Below are 22,151 nucleotides of genomic sequence, written 5' to 3' on the forward strand. Positions count from 1 at the left end.
CAGGGAAATCACAGACTCGTGAAAGCGTGTTCTCAGAGGGCACCGACAAGGTGTCCAGCATGACCACGACCTCGCCCCAGGGGCGCACCGAACTGCTGAGGCCGGACGGGAGCCCCGTCCGCGTGCTGGTGGTGGACGACGAGATGTCGATCACCGAACTGCTGAGCATGGCCCTTCGCTACGAGGGCTGGCAGATCAGGAGCGCGGGGGACGGACAGGGGGCCATCCAGACGGCCCGTGAGTTCCGGCCCGACGCCGTCGTGCTCGACATGATGCTGCCGGACATGGACGGGCTGACCGTGCTCGGCCGGCTGCGGCGTGAGCTGCCCGATGTGCCGGTCCTCTTCCTCACCGCCAAGGACGCGGTGGAGGACCGTATCGCCGGGCTCACCGCCGGCGGGGACGACTACGTCACCAAGCCGTTCAGCCTCGAGGAGGTCGTCGCGCGGCTGCGCGGGCTGATCCGCCGGTCCGGGGCCGCCGACCGGCGCTCCGACTCCGTGCTCGTCGTGGGTGATCTGACCCTGGACGAGGACAGCCACGAGGTGTCGCGGGGCGGCGACAACATCCATCTGACCGCCACCGAGTTCGAGCTGCTGCGCTTCCTCATGCGCAACCCGCGGCGGGTGCTGAGCAAGGCGCAGATCCTGGACCGCGTGTGGTCGTACGACTTCGGCGGACAGGCCAACGTGGTCGAGCTGTACATCTCCTACCTGCGGCGGAAGATCGACGCCGGGCGGGAGCCGATGATCCACACCCGGCGGGGGGCCGGTTACCTGATCAAGCCCGCCACGTCATGAGCGGGCGGCGACGGCCGGGTACGCAGCGGCGGCGGAAGCGACGGGCCGGACAGCCGCGCACGCTGCGGACGCGGCTCGTCGTCGCGTCCGTGACGCTGATCGCCGTGGTGTGCGCTGTGATCGGCACGGTCACCACGCTGGCGCTGCGCTCCCACCTGTACGAACAGCTGGACGGGCAGGTCGCGGAGGCCGGCAAGCGCCTGTCCGGGCCCATGAAGCCCGGCGGCATGAACGACTCCGGGCTGACGGACCGGCTCACCGGCTTCATCAAGGGGCCGACGCAGCCGAAGACCATCGCAGCCGAGGTCGGGCCCGACGGCACGGTCACCCGTGCGGTCATCGCCAGGCACCCCGACACCGACAACGGCCCGTTCCAGCGCAACGACGCCGTCGCCCTCAACGACGAGCAGAAGGCGGCCCTGGACAAGGCGCCCACCACGGGCACGCACACCGTCGTCATCCCGGGCCTCGGCGAGTACCTGGCGCGGTACGTCACCGGAGCCGAGGGCACCTACTACGTCGCCCTGCCCACCGAGACGGTCGGCAACACGATCAGCACCCTGATCCTCGTCGAGGTCAGCGTCACCGCCGCCGGTCTCGTCGCCGCCGGCATCGCGGGCTACGTGCTCGTCGGCGTCGCCACCCGCCCCCTGCGCAAGGTCGCCGCCACCGCCACCCGGGTGTCCGAACTGACGCTGCACACCGGCGAGGTGAACCTCAGCGAGCGGGTCCCGGAGTCGGAGTGCGATCCGCACACCGAGGTCGGGCAGGTCGGCGCCGCGCTCAACCGCATGCTGGACCACGTCCACGGCGCCCTGCACGCCCGGCAGCAGAGCGAGACGCGGGTACGGCGGTTCGTCGCCGACGCCAGCCACGAACTGCGGACGCCGCTCGCCTCCATCCGGGGGTACGCCGAGCTGACCCGGCGCGGGCGGGAGCAGGTCGGCCCCGACACCCGGCACGCGCTGACGCGGATCGAGTCGGAGGCGGGGCGGATGACCCTGCTGGTGGAGGACCTGCTGCTGCTCGCCCGGCTGGATGCCGGGCGGCCGTTGCGGTTCGAGCAGACCGATCTCGTCCCGCTCGTCGTGGACACCGTCAGCGACGCCCGCGCGGCCGGCATGGACCACCTCTGGCGGCTCGACCTGCCCGACGAGCCGGCGCCGGTGTCGGCGGACGCGGCCCGGTTGCAGCAGGTGCTGGTCAACCTGCTGGGCAACGCCCGCAGCCACACCCCGCCCGGTACGACGGTCACCGCGCGGGTGCGGCGGCGGGGGCCGTGGATGTGCGTGGACGTCGAGGACGACGGGCCGGGTATCCCGGCGGAGCTGCTCCCGCACGTCTTCGAGCGGTTCGCCCGCGGGGACTCCGCGCGCTCGCGCGCCACCGGGTCCACGGGGCTCGGGCTCGCGATCGTGCAGGCCGTGGCCGCCGCGCACGGCGGTGCCGTGACCGTGGACAGCGTCCCCGGCCGCACGGTGTTCACCGTGCACCTGCCCGCCCTCGGCCCGGCCGTGCCCCGGCAGTGTCCCGAGGCGGGCCGGCGGCCGGACTCACAGGCACAGCACAGTGCCACCACACGGGTGCGACAGGGCAGTTGAGAAAAGTCGGTCCCATGCGAACCGACTCTTCTCCCGGCGCCCTGCCGGCGCGGGAGCACCTCCCGGCCGGAGACGCCGGTACGCCTGTCCTGGACGTAGTGGTCCCCGTCCACAACGAGGAGAAGGACCTCCAGCCGTGCGTCCGCAGACTGCACGAGCACCTCACGCGCACCTTCCCGTACGCGTTCCGCATCACGATCGCGGACAACGCGTCCACGGACACCACCCCGCTGGTGGCGGCGCGGCTGGAGGCGGAGATCCCGGAGGTCGCCGGCTTCCGCCTGGAGCAGAAGGGGCGGGGGCGGGCCCTGCGGACCGTGTGGTCCGCGTCCGAGGCGCCCGTCCTCGCCTATATGGACGTCGACCTGTCCACCGACCTCAACGCCCTGCTGCCGCTGGTGGCGCCGCTGATCTCCGGTCACTCCGACCTGGCGATCGGCTCCCGGCTCGCCCGCACCTCCCGGGTCGTGCGCGGCCCCAAGCGGGAGTTCGTCAGCCGGGCCTACAACCTGATCCTGCGCGGCTCGCTCCAGGCTCGTTTCTCGGACGCCCAGTGCGGGTTCAAGGCGATCCGGCGCGATGTGGCGCAGGTGCTGCTGCCGCTGGTGGAGGACACCGGGTGGTTCTTCGACACGGAGATGCTGGTGCTCGCCGAGCGGGCCGGGCTCAGGATCCACGAGGTGCCGGTCGACTGGGTCGACGACCCCGACTCCACCGTGCACATCGTGAGGACCGCGACCGACGACCTGAAGGGCGTGTGGCGGGTCGGCAAGGCGCTGACCACCGGTTCGCTGCCGCTGGACCGGCTGACCCGGCCCTTCGGTGACGACCCGCGCGACCGGGAACTGACCGACGTGCCACGGGGACTCGCCCGCCAGCTGGTCGGCTTCTGCGTGGTGGGCGTCCTGTCGACCCTGTTCTACCTGCTGCTGTACAGCGCCTTCCGGCAGTTCTGCGGCCCGCAGCCCGCCAACGCGCTCGCGCTGCTGGTCTCGGCCGTGGCCAACACGGCCGCCAACCGCCGGCTCACCTTCGGGGTGCGCGGCCGGGGCGGCGCGGTACGGCACCAGGCGCAGGGCCTGGTCGTGTTCGGCATCGGTCTCGCGCTGACCAGCGGTTCGCTCGCCGCCCTGAACGCGGCCACGGACAGCCCGGCGCACTCCACGGAACTCGCGGTGCTCATCGCGGCCAACCTGGCGGCCACCGTGCTGCGGTTCCTGCTCTTCCGCGCCTGGGTCTTCCCGGAGCGGAGGGAGTCCGTCACGTGCCCGCCGGCCGCCCCGGCCGACCGCACGACGGCTCCGTGCGCCCCCGCCCACCGCACGACCGCCCCGTACGCACCGCTCTCGCAGCGGCCGATGGTGCCGCCGCAGCCGTACCGGACCACCCAGGTCCGCGCCGGTGCGGCCGCGGACGGCAACGGGAGCGGCGGCACCGACGCGACCACGCGGTCGTGGCCGGTGCGCCCTCACGACACCGACCCGGGGGATGCCCGATGACCACGCACTACGACCCGCCGACGACCGGGCACGGCGCCGCGGCCGACTGGGGTCCGCCCCCGACCGCGCCCCCGCCGGGCCCCCGGGCCGGTGAGCCGGGGCAGCCGTTCGCACGGAGACTGTGGCGCGGCCGGCCCGAGGACCCCCGCTGGGTCCGCCCGGCCCTCCTCGGCCTGCTCGCCACCACCCTGCTGCTGTACCTGTACGACCTCAGCGCCTCCGGTTACGCCAACTCCTTCTACTCGGCGGCCGTCCAGGCGGGCAGCAGGTCCTGGAAGGCGTTCTTCTTCGGCTCGCTGGACGCGGGCAACGCGATCACGGTGGACAAGCCGCCGGCCTCGCTGTGGCCGATGGAGCTGTCGGTCAGGGTCTTCGGCCTGAACTCGTGGGCGATCCTGGCGCCCGAGGTGCTGATGGGCGTGGCGGCGGTCGCGGTCGTGTACGCGGCCGTGCGCCTCCGGTTCGGCGCCGTGGCCGGTCTGGTCGCGGGTGCGGTGCTGGCGCTCACGCCGGTCGCGGCGCTGATGTTCCGGTTCAACAACCCGGACGCGATGCTGGCCCTGCTGATGTCGGTGGCCTGCTATCTCGTGCTGCGGGCCCTGGCGGACGGCCGGACGAAGTGGCTGGTGTGGGCCGGGGCCGCGATCGGCCTCGCGTTCCTCGCCAAGACGCTCCAGGCGTTCCTGATCCTGCCGGCGCTGGCGGTCGTGTACGCGGTGTGCGCGCCGGTGTCGCTGCGCAAGCGGTTCGGGCAGCTGGCGGCGGCGACGCTCGCGCTGGTCGTCTCGGGCGGCTGGTGGGTCGCGGTCGTCGAGCTGTGGCCGGCGTCGTCCCGCCCGTACATCGGCGGCTCGCAGAACAACAGCTTCCTGGAGCTGACCTTCGGCTACAACGGGCTCGGCCGCCTCAACGGCGAGGAGACCGGCAGCGTGGGCGGTGGCGGTGGCGCGGGCGGTTCCGGCATGTGGGGCGAGACCGGCTGGGACCGGATGTTCGACTCCGAGATCGGCGGCCAGATCTCCTGGCTGCTGCCCGGCGCGCTGATCCTGCTCGTCGCCGGCCTGGTGGCCACGCGCAAGGCCCGCAGGACGTCGGTCACCCGGGCCTCGTTCCTGGTCTGGGGCAGCTCGCTGCTGATGACCACGGTGGTCTTCAGCTACATGGCGGGCATCTTCCACCAGTACTACACCGTGGCCCTCGCCCCCTACCTCGCGGCCGTCGTCGGCATGGGCGCCGGGCTGCTGTGGGAGCGGCGGCGGGAGCCGTGGGCGGCGATCGCGCTCGCCGCGTCCGTGGTCGCGTCGGCGGCCTGGGGGTACGTGCTGCTCAACCGCACCCCCGACTATCTGCCCTGGCTGAAGTGGCTGGTCCTGATCGGCGGTCTGACCGCGGCGCTCGGCCTGGTCTTCGCCGGCCGGGTCTCCCGGCAACTGGCCCTCGGCGCGGCGGCCGTGGGGCTCGTGGCCGCGCTGGCGGGACCCACGGCGTACACCCTGAGCACGCTCCAGGAGGGCCACACCGGTTCGATCGTCACGGCGGGCCCGGCGGGCGCGAGCGTGATGGGCGGCCGGGGCGGAGGTCCCGGTGGCGGTGTGCGGGGCGGCTTCGGCGGCGGGATGCCGGGCGGTCAGGGACAGCGGAACCAGCAAGGCCGGCAGGGCAATGGCTTTCCCGGTGGCGGTGGCGGTGGCTTCGGCGGGGGCACCCCGACGCAGCCGGGTCAGCAGGGGCGGCAAGGAGAGCAGGGGCAGCAAGGGCAGCGGAACGGCAACGGCTTCGGCTTCCCCGGCGGCGGCCGGACGGGTGAGGGCGGCAGGGGCGGCGCCGGTGGCATCGGCGGCCTGCTGAACGGCGCGAGCGTGTCGTCCGAGGCCAAGAAGCTGCTGGAGCGGGACGCCTCGCACTACACCTGGGTCGCCGCGTCCGTGGGCTCCCAGAACGCGGCCGGCTACCAGCTCGCCACCGGCGACCCGGTGATGGCGATCGGCGGCTTCAACGGCACCGACCCGTCCCCGACGCTCGCCCAGTTCAAGAAGTACGTCGAGGAGGGCAGGATCCACTACTTCATCGCCGGCGGCGGCATGGGCGGCGGCAACAGCGGCACGGCCTCGCAGATCAGCTCGTGGATCCAGAGCACCTTCAGGAAGGTGACGGTGGGATCGGCGACCTTCTACGACCTCACACGGAAGGCGAGCGGCTGAGGGCGGTCGGCTGAGGGCGGTCGGCCGAGGGCGGGCCGGCCGGGTGCGGCTGGTTGGCCGGGAAATGTGTTGTACACCGTATAGCGAGCGCTATACGGTGTACGGCATGTCCGCCCCCCAAGGCCATCCCCAACGCTGGCTGATCCTCGGCGTCATCTGTCTCGCGCAGCTCACCGTGCTGCTCGACAACACGGTCCTGAACGTGGCCATCCCCTCCCTGACCCGGGAACTCCACGCGCAGACCTCCGACATCCAGTGGATGATCAACGCGTACTCCCTGGTGCAGTCCGGTCTGCTGCTCACCGCGGGAAGCGCCGCCGACCGTTACGGCCGCAAGAAGATGCTGATCGCCGGGCTCGCCCTGTTCGGCGTCGGTTCGCTCGTGGCCGGACTCGCCGGCAGCACCGGTCAGCTGATCGCCGCGCGGGCCGGCATGGGCGTCGGCGGCGCGCTGCTGGTGACCACCACGCTGGCCGTGGCGATGCAGATCTTCTCCCCCGAGGAGCAGCCGAAGGCGATCGGCATCTGGAGCGCGGTCAACGCGCTGGGCTTCGCCGGCGGCCCGCTGATCGGCGGCTTCGTGCTGGACCACTTCTGGTGGGGCGCGATCTTCCTGATCAACATCCCGGTCGCGGCGCTCGGCCTGGTCGCGGTGGTGGTGCTCGTACCGGAGTCGAAGAACCCGCGCGGTGACCGCCCGGACCTGCCGGGAGCGGTGCTGTCCACCATCGGCATGGCCTCGCTGGTGTACGCCATCATCTCCGGGCCGGCGCACGGCTGGACGTCCGCGCGCGTGGTCGGCACGGCGGCCGTGGCGGTGCTGGTGCTGAGCGCTTTCGCCTGGTGGGAGAGCAGGGCCGACGAGCCGATGCTCGACCTCCACTTCTTCCGGGACCCGCGGTTCACGGGGGCGGTCGCCGGGGCCGTGCTCATCGTGTTCGGCATGGGCGGCGCGTTGTTCCTGCTGACACAGCACCTCCAGTTCGTGCTCGGGTACGGGCCGCTGGAGGCCGGCCTGCGGACCGCTCCGCTGGCGCTGACCGTGGTGGCGCTCAACTTCACCGGTCTGTCGGCGAAGTGGTCGGCGCGGCTGGGCACGCCGGTGTCGATCGCGCTGGGGATGGTGTGCATGGCCGGGGGCCTTGTGTCGATCGCGGAGGTGGACTCCGGGGGGTACGCGGGGACGCTGCTCGGGCTGCTGCTGATCGGCGCGGGGTGCGCGGTGGCGAATCCGGCGATGGCGCACGCCATCATGAGGGCGATTCCTCCGGAGAAGGCGGGGGTGGGGGCCGGGATCAACGGCACGCTGGCGGAGTTCGGGAACGGACTCGGCGTCGCTGTGCTGGGCGCCGTGCTCAGCTCCTCGGTGGCGTCGGGGGATTCGTTGTCGGCCGCGCTGGGCGCGGGTCAGCTGGTGGGCGCCGTCGCGGTGCTCGTCGGGGGGTTCCTTGCCGCCGGATTGCTCCGGCGGGCGGAGAGGGTGTCCGCCTAGCAGCTCGGGGGATGGGGTAGTCGGGCGACTGTGGGTGCGTTGTGGCTGGTCGCGCAGTTCCTCGCGCCCCTAGGTTGGGACAGTGAGCGCAAACGAGGAAGGGCCGCCGGTGGCGAAGGCAGCAGGTCGGTCGGCGCGGGACAGTGTGTGGCTGGAGGGCAAGGCCCGGCGCGGTGGGCGCAGCGGGCAGCCGTCCGGACTGGACCGGGAGCGGATCACCGCGGCGTCCGTGCGGCTGCTGGACGCCGAGGGCCTCACCAGGTTCTCCATGCGGCGGCTGGCGGCCGAGCTGAACGTCACGGCGATGTCCTTGTACTGGTACGTCGACACCAAGGACGACCTGCTCGAACTCGCCCTGGACGCCACCTACGCCGAGCTGCGGCTGCCCGACCCGGAGAACGCGGACGAGGACTGGCGGGAGCAGCTGCGCGCGCTGGCCACCGCGTACCGGGGGCTGCTGGTCCGCCACCCCTGGCTGTCCCCGCTGGCCGGGCGCTTCCTCAACATCGGCCCGAACTCCCTGGCGTTCTCCCGGGTGGTCCAGCGGGTCGTCCGCCGGGCCGGGCTGCCCCCGCACGGGGTGACCGGGGCCATCTCGGCCGTCTTCCAGTTCGTGTACGGCTTCGGCACGATCGAGGGTCACTTCCGCACCCGGATAGCCGACACCGGGCTGAGCGCCGACGAGTACTTCGAGCAGGCCATGTCCCTGGTGGACGAGGTCCCCGGCACCGCCGACATGATGCGGGAGTCCAAGGACCTCATGGCGGCGCGCGGCGGCGACACGGTGGCCGAGATGCTGGACCGCGACTTCGCCTTCGCCCTGGACCTGCTGGTCGCGGGAATCGAAGCGATGGTCACCCGAGGCTGACCGCCCCGCCAGCGAGGAGCCATGAGGCCGAGGCCGGGACGGGCAGCACCCGGGCGCCGGCCGCCCCGCGAACCCGCTGGCCGCCCCGCGAACCGGCCGGCCGCACGACCCCACCGGGGCCGCCCGTCCAGGCCCAGGCCATGACGTGGGTTACTCGGACACCAACCGTGCCGGGAAGCCGCCCGTGGCTACCGGGCCCCAGTGGTCCGGGGTGATCCGGATGATGGACTTGCCCTGCTTGACCATCGCCTCGCGGTACTCGTCCCAGTCGGGGTGTTCGCCGGCGATGTTGCGGTAGTACTCGACCAGCGGTTCCACCGAGTCGGGCGTGTCGATGACCTCGGCCGTGCCGTCGATCTGGACCCAGGGGCCGTTCCAGTCGTCACTGAGGACGACCAGGGCGACCCGGGGGTCCCGCTTGGCGTTGCGGGTCTTGGCCCGCTCGGGGTAGGTGGAGACGACGATCCGGCCGGAGTCGTCGACGCCGCAGGTCAGCGGGGACGCCTGGGGGGAGCCGTCGGCCCGGCGCGTGATCAGCAGGGCGCGGTGCCGGGGACGTACGAAGTCCAGCAGCTCGTCCAGCGACACACGGGTGTTGGTAGCGATGTTCGGTGCCATGGAGGGCAGCCTAGGGGCAGCGGGTGCCCCGGTGGCTGACCCTGCTGTGCCTATGTCTACGCCTGGGGCAGGGAGTCGCCCTGCACCGCCTGGATGTCCAGCTCCACCTTCAGCGTGGTGCCGATGGCGGCGATGCCCGCCTGGAGGACCTGGTTGTAGTTCATCGCGAAGTCCTCGCGGTGCAGTTCGGTGCTGGCCCGGAACGCGGCGCGGGTGCCGCCCCACGGGTCGGCGCCGGTGCCGAGGTAGGCCAGGTCCAGGTCGACGGGTCGTACGACCCCGTGCAGGGACAGCTCGCCGTGCACGGTCCAGCGGTCGGGGCCGGCCTGGGTCAGTCCCGTGGAACGGTAGGTGATCTCGGGGTGGTTCTCGACGTCGAGGAAGTCCGCGGAGCGCAGGTGCGTGTCCCGCATGCCGTTGCCGGTGTCGATGGACGCGGCCCTGATCACCGTCTCCACCCGGGACTTGGTGACCTCGTCGGGCGCGATCTCGATCGTGCCGCCGAACTCCGTGAACCGGCCCCGCACGCTGGAGATGCCCAGGTGCTGGGCGACCGCGGCGACGGAGGAGTGCGCCGGGTCGATGGTCCAGGGGCCGGGCGGCGGCAGCTCGGTGCCGCCCTGCCGGGCCAGCGTGACCGTGCCGACCTCGGCCCGGCCGCTGGCGGTGACGATCGCGCTGGACGCGGCGGGCGCGTAGCCGACGGCGGTCACGATCACCGTGTACGCCCCCGGCGCCAGCTCGGTGGTGTCCCGTACGGCCCCCTCGGCGTCCGCCTCGGCCCGCAGCACCTGCGTACCGGTCATGTCGGTCACCGTGACGACCGCGTGCGACACGGCCCACCCGTCCCGCGTACGGATCTTCGCGGTCAGTCCCATCCCGTTTCTCCCTGAAAAAGGCTCAAAAAATGGTCGTATGAGACCGGCCCGTGGCGGGCGCGCCCTCCGCTCAAGGCGCGCGCCGCCACGGGCCGGGGGTCGAACTACTCGCCGGGGTGGGCGAGTTCGATGTCGTGGCCGTCGACTCCGGGGCCGGAGACGGTCAGGGCCGTGGCCACGGGCGGGTAACCCGTCGCGATGACGGTGTACTCGCCGCTGTCCAGGTCGGTGAAGGCGTACGCCCCGTCCGTGCCGGTGGTGGCGGTGCCGACCACGTTGCCGGCCTGGTCGACCAGGGTCACCCGGGCGTCGGCCAGCGGACCGTGCGGGGCCCGGACGACGCCCTGGAGCCGGGCGCCGGCGTCCAGGTCGACCTCGATCCGGGTGACGCCGGTGGCGCCGACCTCGACCGGCAGGGCGCGCGGCCGGAACCCGCTCGCGTTGACCGCGACGGTCACGGTGCCGGGCACCAGCTCGGTGAGGGCGAAGTCGCCCCCCTCGCCGGTCGCGGCGGTGGCCAGCAGGTCACCGCGCACATCGGTGACGATCACCATGGCGTCCTTGACCGGCAGCGCGCTCCCGGCGGCCCGGACCACACCGGTCAGCCCGCTGGTACCGCTGAGCAGGATGTCGTACGACAGCGGTTCCTCGCCCACCACGACGGTGGAGGCCTGCGGCTGGTAACCGTCGGCGGAGGCGATCAGGACGTAGCTGCCGGTGCCCGGGGCGTCGAGCGCGTAGGAACCGTCGCCCTGGGCGACCGCGCGGCCCAGCTGGCGGCCGGACAGCGAGATCAGGGTGACCGCGGCCTGCGGGACCGGGGCGCTCTCGGCGCCGCGGACGAAGCCGTGCACCGGGGTGCCGCCGGAGCCGACGGGCTCGGCGACCGTGGCGACGGCCGCCATCGGCCGGGTGGCGGTGGCCGTGCCGTCGGAGGCGGCCTCGGTGGAGGCGGCGACCGCGGCCGGGACCGGTGCGGTGACCGGGGCCTGGGCCTCGGCGACGGCGGGCGCGGCGGCCGGGTCGGTCACCGGGGCCTCGCCCTCGGCGGCCTGCGCGAGCGCGCCCTTGGTCCGCAGCGGGACCTCCTTGATGAACAGCGTGATCAGGAAGGCGACGGCGGCGAGGCAGCCGGCGATCAGGAAGACGTCGGCGATGCCGTGGCCGTAGGCGCTCTCCAGCAGCGTCCGGATGGGCTTCGGGAGCGCGTTCATGTCCGGGATGCTGTCGGTCGAACCGGAGCCGCCGGCCAGGGCCTTCTGGTACTTCGGGCTCAGGTCGGCGACGCCGTCCTGGACGTAGTGGGTGATGCGGCGGGACATCACGGCACCCAGCGCGGAGACGCCGACCGCACCGCCGAGGGAGCGGAAGAAGGTGACCGTGGAGCTGGCCGAGCCGAGGTCGGCGGGGGAGACCTGGTTCTGCGTGGCGAGGACCAGGTTCTGCATCATCATGCCGATGCCGAGACCCAGCAGCGCCATGAAGACGGCCATCTTCCAGTAGGCGGTGTCGTACCGGATGCCGCCGAGCAGCAGCAGGCCGGCCGTGACCAGCACGCCACCGCTGACCAGCCACGCCTTCCAGCGGCCGGTGCGGGTGATGAACTGACCCGAGACGGTCGAGGAGACGAACAGGCCGCCGATCATCGGGATGGTCAGGACACCCGACATGGTCGGGGACTTGTCGCGGGCCAGCTGGAAGTACTGGCTGAAGAAGACGGTGCCGGAGAACATCGCGATACCGACGAACAGCGAGGCGAGCGACGCCAGCGTGATCGTGCGGTTCCTGAACAGGCGCAGCGGGATGATCGGCTCGCTCGCCTTGGACTCGACGAGCACGAACAGCGCGCCGAGGACGATCGAGCCGCCGACCATCGCGTAGGTCTGCCAGGACACCCAGTCGTACTTGTCACCGGCGAAGGTGACCCAGACCAGCAGCAGGGAGACGGCGGCGGAGATGAGGGTCGCGCCGCCCCAGTCGACCTTGACCTCCCGCTTGACCACGGGCAGGTGCAGGGTCTTCTGCAGCACGATCAGCGCGAGGACGGCGAAGGGGACGCCGACGTAGAAGCACCAGCGCCAGCCCAGCCAGGAGGTGTCGGTGATGACACCGCCGAGCAGCGGGCCGCCGACGGTGGCGACGGCGAAGGTGGCGCCCAGGTAGCCGGAGTAGCGGCCGCGCTCACGCGGGGAGATCATCGCGGCCATGACGATCTGCGCCAGGGCGGACAGACCGCCGACGCCGATACCCTGGAACACCCGGAAGGTGATGAGCATGCCGGGGTTCTGCGACAGGCCGGCCGCCATCGAGGCGACCACGTAGATGATCAGGGCTATCTGGACGAGAGCCTTCTTGCTGTACAGGTCGGCGAGCTTGCCCCACAGGGGAGTGGCCGCGGTCATCGACAGCAGGGCGGCGGTGACCACCCAGGTGTAGGCGGACTGGCCGCCGCCGAGGTCCCCGATGATGTGCGGCAGGGCGTTGGAGACGATCGTGGACGACAGGATCGCCACGAACATGCCGAGCAGCAGCCCGGACAGTGCCTCCATGATCTGCCGGTGGGTCATCGGGGCGTCGCCGTGGGAGCCTCCCCCGTGCTTGGCGTGAGCCCGCACACCGGCTGGTGTGGTCGTTGCCATGGGCTTCCTTTTCTTACGTGCTTGCGGGTGTACGGGTGGTCTGTTCGTCTACGGGAGCGGGGAGCCGCAGCGGGGCGGACCGGCAGTCTCCGAATGACGCGCGTAGACGCGTCATCAGCCGGATCAGCTCGTCGACGTCCTCGTCGGTCCAGTCCGCGAGCCGCTCGGCCAGCAGGTGCGTGGTCCGCCGGGACAGGTCGTCCAGCTGGTGCAGGCCCGTGGGCGTCAGGCGCAGGATGCGCGAGCGCTTGTCCGCCGGGTCGGGGTGCCGCTCGATCCAGCCGCGCGCGGCGACGTGCGCGACGTGCCGGCTGGTGACCGACATGTCCACGGCGAGCAGCTCCGCGAGCTTGCTCATGCGCATGTCCCCGTGGCGGCCGAGCAGGGTCAGCACGGCGGCCGAACCGGCCGGGCAGTCCGGCGGCAGGATCCGCCCCATGTCCCGTTTCACGGCTCCGACGGCACTGAGCTGACGCGCCAGCTCTTCGAACTGCGCCTGCTCGGCCATCACACCTCCCGTATTCGTTGCTTGGGGCAACCATAGGACTGCTTGGTTGCTGAAGGCAAACAAGCGAGGGGTCGACGGCGCAAAAACTTGGCAAAGGCAAGTATTGCGACCGTAAATATGCAGGTGACTGAGGGGGGCGTGCCCCCGTCTGTCCCGGTGGCCCCGCACTTGGGTCGGTCACCGGGATTCGCTAGGGTCTCGGGCCATGGCTAACACCCAGGGCCCCCAGGGCAATTACGACCCCGCAGGCAGCACCCAGATGTTCCGCGCGTTCGTCGACGAAGCTCCTCAGCAGCCCCAGCAGCAGGCGGCCTCCTCCGGCCCCCGGGTCGGTCTGATCATCGGCGTGATCGTGGCGCTCCTGGTGGTCGCCGGCGTCGCCTATCTGGCGGTCAAGTAGGACTCACCGAGGCCGGCGGGGGCGCCGGGGGCCGAGGGATGCCGAGCGGTTCGTGCCGGTCGGCTCGGGCAGTGGCGCGGCGCACCGCGGGTCACCCGGACGGGGACCGGTTCCTCCGCGCGGGCGGTGGAGCTGGTTCCGCGGAGGACGTCTCCACGGCCGCCGGACCGTTCGCCCCCGTCGAGCGGCACGCGGACTGCCGGCCCGGTCGGCGTCACGGCCGTCGGGCCGCCCTGCCCCGCGCCGGCCGCCGTACAGACGCCGCCCGCACCACCGACCGCGCACGCGGCGAGCGCCTCGCCCGGACGCACGACGGCCGCCGACGCTGCCGTAACGGCGCCTCGGCGGCCACGCGTCCATGTCGTCGTACGGACCATCCCGGCACGGAGCATCCGGGCATGGTGACCGACGCCCCGTCACGCGGGAGGCGGGCGGTCGGCGTCAGTCCGAGATCAGGCCCTCCCGCAACTGCGCCAGCGTCCGGGTCAGCAGGCGGGAGACGTGCATCTGGGAGATGCCGACCTCCTCGCCGATCTGCGACTGGGTCATGTTGGCGAAGAAGCGCAGCATGATGATCCGGCGCTCGCGGGGCGGGAGCTTGGCCAGCAGCGGCTTGAGGGACTCCCGGTACTCCACGCCCTCCAGGGCCGTGTCCTCGTAGCCGAGCCGGTCGGCGAGCGAGCCCTCGCCGCCGTCGTCCTCGGGGGCCGGGGAGTCGAGGGAGGAGGCGGTGTAGGCGTTGCCGACCGCGAGGCCGTCGACCACGTCCTCCTCGGAGACACCGAGCACGGCGGCCAGCTCGGTCACCGTGGGCGAGCGGTCCAGCTTCTGGGACAGCTCGTCGCTGGCCTTGGTGAGGGCCAGGCGCAGCTCCTGGAGCCGGCGCGGGACGCGCACCGACCAGGAGGTGTCACGGAAGAACCGCTTGATCTCGCCCACGACGGTCGGCATCGCGAACGTCGGGAACTCCACGCCCCGTTCGCAGTCGAACCGGTCGATGGCCTTGATCAGTCCGATGGTGCCGACCTGGACGATGTCCTCCATCGGCTCGTTGCGCGAGCGGAACCGCGCCGCCGCGTAGCGCACCAGCGGCAGGTTCAGCTCGATCAGGGTGTCCCGGACGTACGCCCGCTCGGGGCTGTCCTCGCCCAGCGCCGCCAGGCGCAGGAACAGCGAGCGGGACAGGGTGCGGGTGTCGATGGTGGCCGTGACCTGCGCGGCCGGGACAGCTTCGGCGGCCGGTTCGGCGGCCGGGGACGGCACGGCTTCGAGGGCCGTGACGCCCTCGAAGCCGTCGAGGACGTCGAGAGCGTAGAGCTCCTTGGGCGCTGCCTCGCTCATCGCGGGCGTCAGCACCTTCGAGCTGCCCTGGTCTGCGGACATGCCACCCCCTTTGGGTCGCGGGACGGTCGCGGCGGCGCCGTCTCTTGCGAGCAACGCAGCCTTCACCTGAATACCGGCGCCGGAGCTCCGGCAAACGCGCTTCCCGCAGAATGTCACATGTCGGCAACGCGCTGTACCGACATGTCGACATGACAGATCCGAATCGGCCCTGCAAACAAGGGGTCTGACGGCCTTTCGGGCCCGAACTGTCGGCAACAGTGCTGGTGAGCGATTCGCCCGCGCCGGTTAACGCTCGATCGAGTTTGCGATGCAGTGGCGTTCGGGGCGTGCTTCCGTGCGCCCGCCGTGCACCAGCCGCCCCGGAGTCTGCTGCGGCTACGCGTCGATCCGGTTCGCGGAACGCAGCCGCTGGAAGCTACGGGCGAGGAGGCGCGACACGTGCATCTGGGAGACGCCGAGTTCCGCGCTGATCTGTGACTGGGTGAGGTTGCTGTAGTAGCGCAGGAGGAGGATGCGCTGTTCCCTCTCGGGGAGCTGGACGAGGAGGTGGCGGACCAGGTCGCGGTGTTCCACGCCGTCCAGGGCCGGGTCCTCGTAGCCGATCCGGTCGAGCAGTCCGGGCAGGCCGTCGCCCTCCTGGGCGGCCTCCAGCGAGGTGGCGTGGTACGAGCGTCCCGCCTCGATGCAGCTGAGCACCTCGTCCTCGCCGATCCGGAGCCGCTCGGCGATCTCGGCGGTGGACGGCGAGCGGCCGTAGAGCGTGGTCAGGTCCTCGGTGGCGCTGTTGACCTGCACCCACAGCTCGTGCAGCCGGCGCGGGACGTGGACCGTGCGGACGTTGTCCCGGAAGTACCGCTTGATCTCGCCGACCACGGTGGGCATCGCGAAGGTCGGGAACTGCACGCCCCGGTCGGGGTCGAAGCGGTCGATGGCGTTGATCAGTCCGATGGTGCCGACCTGGACGACGTCCTCCATGGGCTCGTTGCGGGAGCGGAAGCGGGCGGCGGCGTAGCGTACGAGCGGGAGGTTCGCCTCGATCAGCGCTCCGCGCACCCGGTTGTGCTCCGGCGTGCCGGGGGTGAGCTCCTTCAGTTCGGCGAACAGCACCTGGGTCAGGGCCCGGGTGTCCGCGCCGCGGCGCTTCTCGGGGGCCGGCGGGGTCGGAGTGGGCGCCTCTTCCTGGGGCGGCGCAGTACTGGCCGACACGGTCAACGCCACCTCTTCGTCGGTCAATCATCCGTCAAAAGCGGTCATAGCATCACAAGACATGTGCACTGTGTGCAAGCACCCGATAACCCCGTGTTGTGGTTCAAACTCCGACGATGTGGGTACGCATCGCACGAAAAACCCCTCGCCGGAACGGCGAGGGGTTCGCGTCGGTGGAGGGCTCAGAACTCGTAGTCGGCGATCACCCAGGTGGCGAACTCGCGCCACAGCGCGACGCCCGCCTGGTGAGCCGGGTGCTCCAGATAGCGCTTGAGGGCGTCGGTGTCCTCGACGGCCGAGTTGATCGCGAAGTCGTAGGCGATCGGCCGGTCGCTGATGTTCCAGGCGCACTCCCAGAAGCGCAGCTCCTCGATCTGCCCGCCCAGGGCCCGGAAGGCCTCCACGCCCGCCACGACCCGCGGATCGTCGCGCCCGACGCCCTCGTCGAGCCTGAAGAGGACCAGGTGGCGGATCATGGGGTGTACCTCAGTTCTTTCCTCCGTGGGCGACCCAGGTCATGAAGTCGCCGATGGCCTTCGCGGCGTCCGATATGCCCTCGAAGCCTATCTGGACGTAGTCGGCCGCCTTGGCCGGATCCGTGATGATCACGTACAGCGCGAAGACCACGAGCACGTACACGGCGATCTTCTTGGCGTTCACCGCCACCGCGGCCTCCCCTGTGCCAGTGCCTCTAGGGCCCCTGCTGCCTGCCGGCCGCGAGTGTAACGTTCACGCCTTCGCGTACGGCCAACAGCGCGCCGCCGAGGCCGGGTTGTGTCCGGACGCACGAAGGGCCCCGTCAGTCGACGGGGCCCTTCCACGAGCGGTAGCGGAGGGATTTGAACCCTCGGTGACTTGCGCCACACTCGCTTTCGAGGCGAGCTCCTTCGGCCGCTCGGACACGCTACCGAGGGAGACCTTACAGCACGGGGGGCTGTGGTCCGAAATCGGTATCCGGCGGCGGCTCAGCGGTCCCGGAAGAACGCGGTGAGCAGCCGGGCGCACTCCGCCGCGAGCACGCCCTCGATGACTTCCGGCCGGTGGTTGAGCCGGCGGTCGCGCACCACGTCCCACAGGGAACCGGCGGCTCCCGCCTTCTCGTCGCGGGCGCCGTAGACCACCCGGTCCACCCGGGACTGCACGAGCGCGCCCGCGCACATCGTGCACGGCTCCAGCGTGACGACGAGCGTGCAGCCGGTCAGCCGCCACTCCCCGAGCCGGGCCGCCGCCCGCCGGATCGCGAGGACCTCGGCGTGGGCCGTGGGATCACCGGTGGCCTCACGCTCGTTGTGCCCGGCACCCAGCACCGTCGTACCGTCCGGGGACAGCACGACGGCGCCGACCGGGACGTCACCGTTCCGGACGGCCAGCCCGGCCTCCTCCAGGGCAAGCCGCATCGCGGCGCGCCAGGGGTCCCGCACCGGGTCCGGCCTGCCCTGCGTGCGCTGCGACGTGGTCAGCGGACGGTCTCCAGCACCTCCGAGGCGCCCAGGGCCTCGGCGATGGTGTTCAGCGCGTCGTCGGCGTCCAGGGCGCGCAGTTCCTTCTCGCTGATGCCCAGGTCGTCCAGGATCTCGCTGTCGCCCACCGGGCTGTGCGGCACCGCGTCGGTGGCGGCGCCCTCCTCCTCGTCCTCCTCGTCCTCGGACTCGCCGTCCTCGGTGCCGTCGAGGTCCAGGGAGTCCAGGTCCGGGCCGTCGTCCACGCCGGGCTCCCGGCCGAGCAGTTCGTCGGTGAGCAGCAGCTCCCCGTACGCGCTGCGCTGAGCGGCGGCGGCGTCCGAGACGTAGATGCGAGGGTCGTCCTCGCCGTCCACGCGGACGACACCGAACCAGGCGTCCTCCTGCTCGATCAGGACGAGCACCGTGTCCTCGTCGGGAGAGGCTTCCCGGGCCAGGTCGGCCAGATCCGACAGGGTCTCCACATCGTCGAGCTCTGTGTCGCTCGCTTCCCACCCGTCTTCGGTGCGCGCGAGCAGTGCGGCGAAGTACACCGTGACTCTCCCACTGGTCATAGGCGTGCCGGTTGGGGGTCCCCCCGGCGGAGGTACGTGGGCGGAGAGAGCTGGGCTCCGAGCCCCACCCACTCGGAATCGTGGCAGAAAGAAGGCCTCCAGGGGACGTCTTCGGCTCCCTGTGTCTGGCTGTTTCGATCGTGGATCCGTGATCGGCTCACCAGCGCGCTCATTGCCGCCACCTGCGGATCGTACGCGGCTTTTCCCCGCGCTCACGCACGGCCGCCCCCGACACCGGCGCGAGCGTGGCCCCGCGTCCCGCGAACGGGCCCCGGAACTACCAGCGGAACGTCCGCATGCGCATCGCGTGGCGCAGCCGTGCGGCCTTGGCGCGCCGAGGCTGGACCCGGGCGCGCAGCGCGCGCGCCTCGGCGAGTTCGCGCAGGAACTGCGCTCGGCGGCGCCGGCGCTCGCTCTCGCTCTCGGGCTTGTCGGAATCGGTCCGCGCGGACCGCGCAGCGGGGCCGGCCGTGTCGCCGGTGGGCCCGGAGGCGTCCGCGGGCAGGTCAGGCAGGTCAGACACGTCACACCACCCCAGTCCGTCCCTCCCACCTTCCCCCGGTTGGCCGGTTTGACGCCAGCGCGAGGGCGGCCCGGGGCGCAGGTACCGTTAGGGACATGCGTCTCCACGTCGTCGACCACCCCCTGGTCGCCCACAAGCTCACCACGCTGCGCGACCAGCGCACCGACTCCGCGACCTTCCGGCGGCTCGCCGACGAACTGGTCACCCTGCTCGCCTACGAGGCCACGCGGGACGTGCGCACCGAGGCCGTCGACATCCGGACGCCGGTCGCGGTGACCACCGGCGTGAAGCTGGCCCGTCCCCGCCCGCTGGTGGTGCCGATCCTGCGCGCCGGCCTCGGCATGCTGGACGGCATGGTCCGGCTGCTGCCGACGGCCGAGGTGGGCTTCCTGGGCATGATCCGCAACGAGGAGACGCTCCAGGCGTCCACGTACGCCTCGCGCATGCCGGAGGACCTCTCGGGCCGCCAGGTGTACGTCCTCGACCCGATGCTGGCCACGGGCGGCACGCTGGTCGCGGCGATACAGGAACTGATCAAGCGCGGCGCCGACGACGTCACGGCGGTGGTCCTGCTGGCCGCGCCCGAGGGCGTCGAGGTCATGGAGCGGGAGCTGGCGGGGACGCCGGTCACCGTGGTCACGGCGGCTGTCGACGACCACCTGAACGAGCTCGGGTACATCGTGCCGGGGCTGGGGGACGCGGGGGACCGGCTCTACGGGGCGGCGGAGTAGGTCCTCGCCCACCGCGGAGCCCGGCCGCCGTTCCGGGGTGCGGGGGCGCGAGCGGTTCTCGCGCGGTGCTCCGCGCCCCTTTCCGGGGCGCCGCTCAGCAGCCCTTCTTCGGGGAAGCCGCCGGCTTCGGCGCGGTCAGGGCCGTCAGCGCCTGCTTCGCGGCCGCCGGCTGCGCCAGCCCCTTGAAGGCGTCGCCGATGACGAGGTCGACGTCGCTCCCCTTGCGGATGTCGGCGCGCGCCTCCGCGCCGGCGAGCTGGGTGCCGAGGACGCGCAGCGAGGTGTCCTGCGCGGCGGCGGAGCCGAGGAGTATGCCGGCGCCCTTGACCTTCTTGTCGTACTGCTTCGACGCGTTGCCCACGTCGCCGATCTTGAAGCCGCGTTTCTTCAGCTCGTCCGCGGTGCTCTTGGCGAGCCCCGGGCGCTTGGTCGCGTTGTAGACGTTCACGGTGATCCGGCCGGGCTCGGGCAGGGCGTGCGCCTGGGCCGCCGGGGCCGCTTCGGTCCTGGTCCGGCAGCCCGTCGTGGACGCGCTCGTCGTGTACTTGTCGCCGCCACCGCTGAAGACGTCGACGAGCTGGAGCGTGCCCCAGCCGATCAGGCCGAGCGCGGCGGCGGACGCCACCACGACGGCCACGAGCCTGCCGCGTCGCCGGGTCGGACGCATCCGAGGGTATTTGTCCCCCGTGATGCGGTACTGGCCGCCCATGCCGGGGGGAGTCAGCATGCTCATGGGCGCAGCGTAGTGCGCGCGAGCGGCGATGCCTATCAGATGATCAGTCGATGCCGCCCGGTGCCGCCCAGGGGAACCCGAAAGGGCCAACGGCCCTGTCGTGCCGGGTCAGTCGAGTTCGAGCACGCGGGCGTGCAGCACCTGGCGCTGCTGGAGGGCGGCGCGGACGGCGCGGTGCAGGCCGTCCTCCAGGTACAGGTCGCCCTGCCACTTCACGACGTGTGCGAACAGGTCGCCGTAGAACGTCGAGTCCTCCGCCAGCAGGGTCTCCAGATCGAGCTGCTGCTTGGTGGTGACGAGCTGATCGAGGCGGACCGGGCGCGGCGCGACGTCCGCCCACTGCCGGGTGCTCTCCCGGCCGTGGTCGGGGTACGGCCGGCCGTTTCCGATGCGCTTGAAGATCACACGGAAAGCCTACCGGCCAAGACGTTCCGGGCGCAGCCATGGCGACGGAGTGCGAGGCTTGAAAAGACGGATCAAAACGGGCATACGGGTAACTACGGGGACAGGGGTCGGAGATGAGTGACAACGAGACCGTGCCGCCCGCCGGCCCGCGGGGGGCGCCCGCACTGCCCGAGGCGGCCCGGAAGATCGCCTCCGGTTACGCCTTCACCGGCCCCGCGCTCGATCTCGGCGCCCTCCTGTGGGACGGGGCGTGTCGCGCCGACGCACCGGTCCGCATCCCGCTGGCCGTGCTCAACCGGCACGGACTGGTGGCGGGCGCCACCGGCACCGGCAAGACCAAGACGCTCCAGCTGATCGCCGAACAGCTGTCGGCGCAGGGCGTGCCGGTGTTCCTCGCGGACGTCAAGGGCGACCTGTCCGGCATCGCCCGGCCGGGGCAGCCGAACGAGCGGGTGCGCAGGCGGTCCGCCGACGTGGGCCAGGCGTGGGCCCCGGCCGGCTTCCCGGCGGAGTTCTTCGCGCTCGGCGGCCTCGGCCACGGCATCCCCGTGCGGGCCACCGTCACCAGCTTCGGCCCCGTGCTGCTGGCGAAGGTGCTCCGGCTGAACCAGACCCAGGAGCAGTCGCTCGGCCTGATCTTCCACTACGCCGACACCAAGGGCCTGGAGCTGATCGACCTCAAGGACCTGCGCGCGGTCGTCGCCTTCCTCACCTCCGACGAGGGCAGGGCCGAACTCAAGGACATCGGCGGCCTGTCCGGTGCCACGGCCGGGGTGATCCTGCGCTCCCTGACGGCCTTCGAGGCGCAGGGCATGACGGACTTCTTCGGCGAGCCGGAGTTCCGCACGGCGGACTTCCTGCGCACGGCGGAGGACGGGCGGGGCATCGTCTCGGTCCTGGAACTCGCGGCGGTCCAGGACAAACCGCTGCTCTTCTCGACGTTCCTGATGTGGCTGCTCGCCGACCTCTTCCACGACCTGCCCGAGATCGGCGACGCCGACAAGCCCGAGCTGGTGTTCTTCTTCGACGAGGCGCACCTGCTGTTCGACGACGCGTCCCGGGCGTTCCTGGAGTCGATCACCCAGACCGTCCGCCTGATCCGCTCCAAGGGCGTCGGCGTCTTCTTCGTCACCCAGACGCCCAAGGACGTGCCCGGCGACGTCCTCGGCCAGCTCGGCAACCGCGTCCAGCACGCCCTGCGCGCCTTCACCCCCGACGACCACAAGGCCCTGCGGGCGACCGTGCAGACCTTCCCGAGGTCGGCGTACGACCTGGAGGAACTGCTCACCGGGCTGGGCACCGGCGAGGCCGTGGTGACCGTGCTCAGCGAGACCGGCGCGCCCACCCCGGTCGCCGCGACCCGGCTGCGCGCCCCGCGGTCCCTGATGGGCCCGGTGGACCCGGGGGAACTGGACCGGGCGGTCCGCGACTCCTCGCTCCACGACCGTTATGCACAGGCTGTGGACCGCGAGTCGGCGTTCGAGAGGCTGAGCGCCGCCCGGCCGGCGGAACCGCCGCCGGAGCCGGCTCCCGCGCGTGCCCGCCAGGAGGAGCCCTCGCTGGTCGACCAGGTCGTCGGCAGCGGGATGTTCAAGTCGCTGGCCCGTTCGGTCGGCACCCAGCTCGGCCGCGAGATCACCCGTTCCCTCTTCGGCACCGCCCGGCGGAGACGGTAGCCCGCCCCCGCCGGT

22 protein-coding genes and 1 tRNA gene are annotated in these 22,151 nt (G+C 71.9%); 9 read left to right on the top strand and 14 right to left on the bottom strand.

Annotation, left to right across the window (positions count from 1 at the left end):
• The first annotated feature begins 59 nt into the window (after positions 1 to 59).
• The 6 genes from ACZ5DC_RS36430 (at position 60) to ACZ5DC_RS36455 (ending at position 8,461) form a co-directional block, all read left to right on the top strand.
• A complete protein-coding gene (locus ACZ5DC_RS36430; RefSeq protein ID WP_468660075.1) occupies positions 60 to 800 on the top strand; it encodes a response regulator transcription factor in 741 nt (246 codons plus the stop codon).
• Positions 797 to 2,401 carry a sensor histidine kinase gene (locus tag ACZ5DC_RS36435; RefSeq protein WP_468660077.1) on the top strand — a complete coding sequence of 535 codons (1,605 nt, stop codon included), beginning with the start codon at positions 797 to 799 and terminating at the stop codon, positions 2,399 to 2,401. Before ACZ5DC_RS36430 ends, ACZ5DC_RS36435 begins: the two co-directional genes overlap by 4 nt.
• 14 nt (positions 2,402 to 2,415) lie before the next feature.
• A complete protein-coding gene (locus ACZ5DC_RS36440; protein ID WP_468660079.1) occupies positions 2,416 to 3,900 on the top strand; it encodes a bifunctional glycosyltransferase family 2/GtrA family protein in 1,485 nt (494 codons plus the stop codon).
• Positions 3,897 to 6,101 (top strand): glycosyltransferase family 39 protein, encoded by a 2,205-nt coding sequence (locus tag ACZ5DC_RS36445; protein WP_468660081.1) that lies wholly within the window; start codon positions 3,897 to 3,899, stop codon positions 6,099 to 6,101. The genes ACZ5DC_RS36440 and ACZ5DC_RS36445 overlap by 4 nt, the downstream gene beginning before the upstream one ends.
• Positions 6,102 to 6,207: 106 nt before the next feature.
• Positions 6,208 to 7,593: an MFS transporter gene (locus ACZ5DC_RS36450; RefSeq protein ID WP_468660083.1), complete on the top strand. Its 1,386-nt coding sequence runs from the start codon at positions 6,208 to 6,210 to the stop codon at positions 7,591 to 7,593.
• 109 nt (positions 7,594 to 7,702) lie between these two features.
• A complete protein-coding gene (locus ACZ5DC_RS36455) occupies positions 7,703 to 8,461 on the top strand; it encodes a TetR/AcrR family transcriptional regulator (protein WP_468660085.1) in 759 nt (252 codons plus the stop codon).
• Between the two features lie 150 nt (positions 8,462 to 8,611).
• Here ACZ5DC_RS36455 and ACZ5DC_RS36460 read toward each other — a convergent pair whose 3' ends face one another.
• The 4 genes from ACZ5DC_RS36460 to ACZ5DC_RS36475 all read right to left on the bottom strand — a co-directional run bounded on the left by ACZ5DC_RS36460 (position 8,612) and on the right by ACZ5DC_RS36475 (position 13,104).
• Entirely contained in the window at positions 8,612 to 9,079 is a 468-nt protein-coding gene (locus ACZ5DC_RS36460; RefSeq protein WP_468660087.1) for a PPOX class F420-dependent oxidoreductase, read from the bottom strand.
• Positions 9,080 to 9,135: 56 nt separating this feature from the next.
• A complete protein-coding gene (locus ACZ5DC_RS36465) occupies positions 9,136 to 9,957 on the bottom strand; it encodes a YceI family protein (protein WP_468660089.1) in 822 nt (273 codons plus the stop codon).
• A 104-nt stretch (positions 9,958 to 10,061) separates the two neighbouring features.
• Entirely contained in the window at positions 10,062 to 12,524 is a 2,463-nt protein-coding gene (locus ACZ5DC_RS36470; RefSeq protein WP_468660203.1) for an MFS transporter, read from the bottom strand.
• Positions 12,525 to 12,609: 85 nt separating this feature from the next.
• Positions 12,610 to 13,104: a MarR family winged helix-turn-helix transcriptional regulator gene (locus tag ACZ5DC_RS36475; protein ID WP_171154851.1), complete on the bottom strand. Its 495-nt coding sequence runs from the start codon at positions 13,102 to 13,104 to the stop codon at positions 12,610 to 12,612.
• Positions 13,105 to 13,309: 205 nt separating this feature from the next.
• Between ACZ5DC_RS36475 and ACZ5DC_RS36480 the strand changes: the two genes are divergently transcribed.
• Positions 13,310 to 13,504, top strand: a complete 195-nt coding sequence (locus tag ACZ5DC_RS36480) for a hypothetical protein (RefSeq protein WP_468660091.1) — start codon at positions 13,310 to 13,312, stop codon at positions 13,502 to 13,504.
• 441 nt (positions 13,505 to 13,945) lie between these two features.
• Here ACZ5DC_RS36480 and ACZ5DC_RS36485 read toward each other — a convergent pair whose 3' ends face one another.
• The 8 genes from ACZ5DC_RS36485 to ACZ5DC_RS36520 form a co-directional block, all read right to left on the bottom strand.
• Complete coding sequence (locus tag ACZ5DC_RS36485) at positions 13,946 to 14,887, bottom strand: RNA polymerase sigma factor SigF (protein ID WP_366752689.1); 942 nt, start codon at positions 14,885 to 14,887, stop codon at positions 13,946 to 13,948.
• 336 nt (positions 14,888 to 15,223) lie between these two features.
• Positions 15,224 to 16,060: an RNA polymerase sigma factor SigF gene (locus ACZ5DC_RS36490; RefSeq protein ID WP_468660205.1), complete on the bottom strand. Its 837-nt coding sequence runs from the start codon at positions 16,058 to 16,060 to the stop codon at positions 15,224 to 15,226.
• A gap of 176 nt (positions 16,061 to 16,236) precedes the next feature.
• Positions 16,237 to 16,530 (bottom strand): Dabb family protein, encoded by a 294-nt coding sequence (locus ACZ5DC_RS36495; RefSeq protein WP_468660093.1) that lies wholly within the window; start codon positions 16,528 to 16,530, stop codon positions 16,237 to 16,239.
• 10 nt (positions 16,531 to 16,540) lie between these two features.
• Positions 16,541 to 16,720: a hypothetical protein gene (locus ACZ5DC_RS36500; protein ID WP_171154861.1), complete on the bottom strand. Its 180-nt coding sequence runs from the start codon at positions 16,718 to 16,720 to the stop codon at positions 16,541 to 16,543.
• Between the two features lie 158 nt (positions 16,721 to 16,878).
• A tRNA-Ser gene (locus tag ACZ5DC_RS36505) sits at positions 16,879 to 16,963 on the bottom strand.
• A gap of 56 nt (positions 16,964 to 17,019) precedes the next feature.
• Positions 17,020 to 17,451 carry a tRNA adenosine(34) deaminase TadA gene (tadA, locus tag ACZ5DC_RS36510; protein WP_468660096.1) on the bottom strand — a complete coding sequence of 144 codons (432 nt, stop codon included), beginning with the start codon at positions 17,449 to 17,451 and terminating at the stop codon, positions 17,020 to 17,022.
• Between the two features lie 59 nt (positions 17,452 to 17,510).
• On the bottom strand, positions 17,511 to 18,047 hold the full coding sequence (locus ACZ5DC_RS36515) for a tRNA adenosine deaminase-associated protein (protein WP_468660207.1): 537 nt from the start codon (positions 18,045 to 18,047) through the stop codon (positions 17,511 to 17,513).
• Positions 18,048 to 18,345: 298 nt separating this feature from the next.
• On the bottom strand, positions 18,346 to 18,591 hold the full coding sequence (locus tag ACZ5DC_RS36520) for a hypothetical protein (protein ID WP_103817753.1): 246 nt from the start codon (positions 18,589 to 18,591) through the stop codon (positions 18,346 to 18,348).
• A 95-nt stretch (positions 18,592 to 18,686) separates the two neighbouring features.
• Between ACZ5DC_RS36520 and upp the strand changes: the two genes are divergently transcribed.
• Positions 18,687 to 19,322 carry a uracil phosphoribosyltransferase gene (upp, locus tag ACZ5DC_RS36525; RefSeq protein WP_171154866.1) on the top strand — a complete coding sequence of 212 codons (636 nt, stop codon included), beginning with the start codon at positions 18,687 to 18,689 and terminating at the stop codon, positions 19,320 to 19,322.
• 94 nt (positions 19,323 to 19,416) lie between these two features.
• On the opposite strand, the gene ACZ5DC_RS36530 is transcribed toward upp, so the two are convergent.
• Together ACZ5DC_RS36530 and ACZ5DC_RS36535 are read right to left on the bottom strand one after the other, a co-directional pair.
• Entirely contained in the window at positions 19,417 to 20,055 is a 639-nt protein-coding gene (locus ACZ5DC_RS36530; protein WP_468660098.1) for a LytR C-terminal domain-containing protein, read from the bottom strand.
• 108 nt (positions 20,056 to 20,163) lie between these two features.
• Positions 20,164 to 20,460, bottom strand: a complete 297-nt coding sequence (locus ACZ5DC_RS36535) for a type II toxin-antitoxin system VapB family antitoxin (RefSeq protein ID WP_004943146.1) — start codon at positions 20,458 to 20,460, stop codon at positions 20,164 to 20,166.
• Positions 20,461 to 20,573: 113 nt separating this feature from the next.
• On the opposite strand from ACZ5DC_RS36535, the gene ACZ5DC_RS36540 reads away from it, so the two are divergent.
• Positions 20,574 to 22,136 carry a helicase HerA-like domain-containing protein gene (locus tag ACZ5DC_RS36540; protein WP_468660100.1) on the top strand — a complete coding sequence of 521 codons (1,563 nt, stop codon included), beginning with the start codon at positions 20,574 to 20,576 and terminating at the stop codon, positions 22,134 to 22,136.
• Positions 22,137 to 22,151 lie beyond the last annotated feature (15 nt).

The organism is Streptomyces sp. NPDC031445, assembly GCF_055581365.1.

Excerpts from the sequence above, each read along its gene's own strand:
- ACZ5DC_RS36430 (WP_468660075.1), top strand. The coding sequence starts at position 60 with ATGACCACGACCTCGCCCCAGGGGCGCACCGAACTGCTGAGGCCGGAC.
- ACZ5DC_RS36435 (WP_468660077.1), top strand. The coding sequence starts at position 797 with ATGAGCGGGCGGCGACGGCCGGGTACGCAGCGGCGGCGGAAGCGACGG.
- ACZ5DC_RS36440 (WP_468660079.1), top strand. The coding sequence starts at position 2,416 with ATGCGAACCGACTCTTCTCCCGGCGCCCTGCCGGCGCGGGAGCACCTC.
- ACZ5DC_RS36445 (WP_468660081.1), top strand. The coding sequence starts at position 3,897 with ATGACCACGCACTACGACCCGCCGACGACCGGGCACGGCGCCGCGGCC.
- ACZ5DC_RS36450 (WP_468660083.1), top strand. The coding sequence starts at position 6,208 with ATGTCCGCCCCCCAAGGCCATCCCCAACGCTGGCTGATCCTCGGCGTC.
- ACZ5DC_RS36460 (WP_468660087.1), bottom strand. The coding sequence starts at position 9,079 with ATGGCACCGAACATCGCTACCAACACCCGTGTGTCGCTGGACGAGCTG.
- ACZ5DC_RS36465 (WP_468660089.1), bottom strand. The coding sequence starts at position 9,957 with ATGGGACTGACCGCGAAGATCCGTACGCGGGACGGGTGGGCCGTGTCG.
- ACZ5DC_RS36470 (WP_468660203.1), bottom strand. The coding sequence starts at position 12,524 with ATGACCCACCGGCAGATCATGGAGGCACTGTCCGGGCTGCTGCTCGGC.
- ACZ5DC_RS36475 (WP_171154851.1), bottom strand. The coding sequence starts at position 13,104 with ATGGCCGAGCAGGCGCAGTTCGAAGAGCTGGCGCGTCAGCTCAGTGCC.
- ACZ5DC_RS36480 (WP_468660091.1), top strand. The coding sequence starts at position 13,310 with ATGGCTAACACCCAGGGCCCCCAGGGCAATTACGACCCCGCAGGCAGC.
- ACZ5DC_RS36485 (WP_366752689.1), bottom strand. The coding sequence starts at position 14,887 with ATGTCCGCAGACCAGGGCAGCTCGAAGGTGCTGACGCCCGCGATGAGC.
- ACZ5DC_RS36495 (WP_468660093.1), bottom strand. The coding sequence starts at position 16,530 with ATGATCCGCCACCTGGTCCTCTTCAGGCTCGACGAGGGCGTCGGGCGC.
- tadA (WP_468660096.1), bottom strand. The coding sequence starts at position 17,451 with ATGCGGCTTGCCCTGGAGGAGGCCGGGCTGGCCGTCCGGAACGGTGAC.
- upp (WP_171154866.1), top strand. The coding sequence starts at position 18,687 with ATGCGTCTCCACGTCGTCGACCACCCCCTGGTCGCCCACAAGCTCACC.
- ACZ5DC_RS36530 (WP_468660098.1), bottom strand. The coding sequence starts at position 20,055 with ATGAGCATGCTGACTCCCCCCGGCATGGGCGGCCAGTACCGCATCACG.
- ACZ5DC_RS36540 (WP_468660100.1), top strand. The coding sequence starts at position 20,574 with ATGAGTGACAACGAGACCGTGCCGCCCGCCGGCCCGCGGGGGGCGCCC.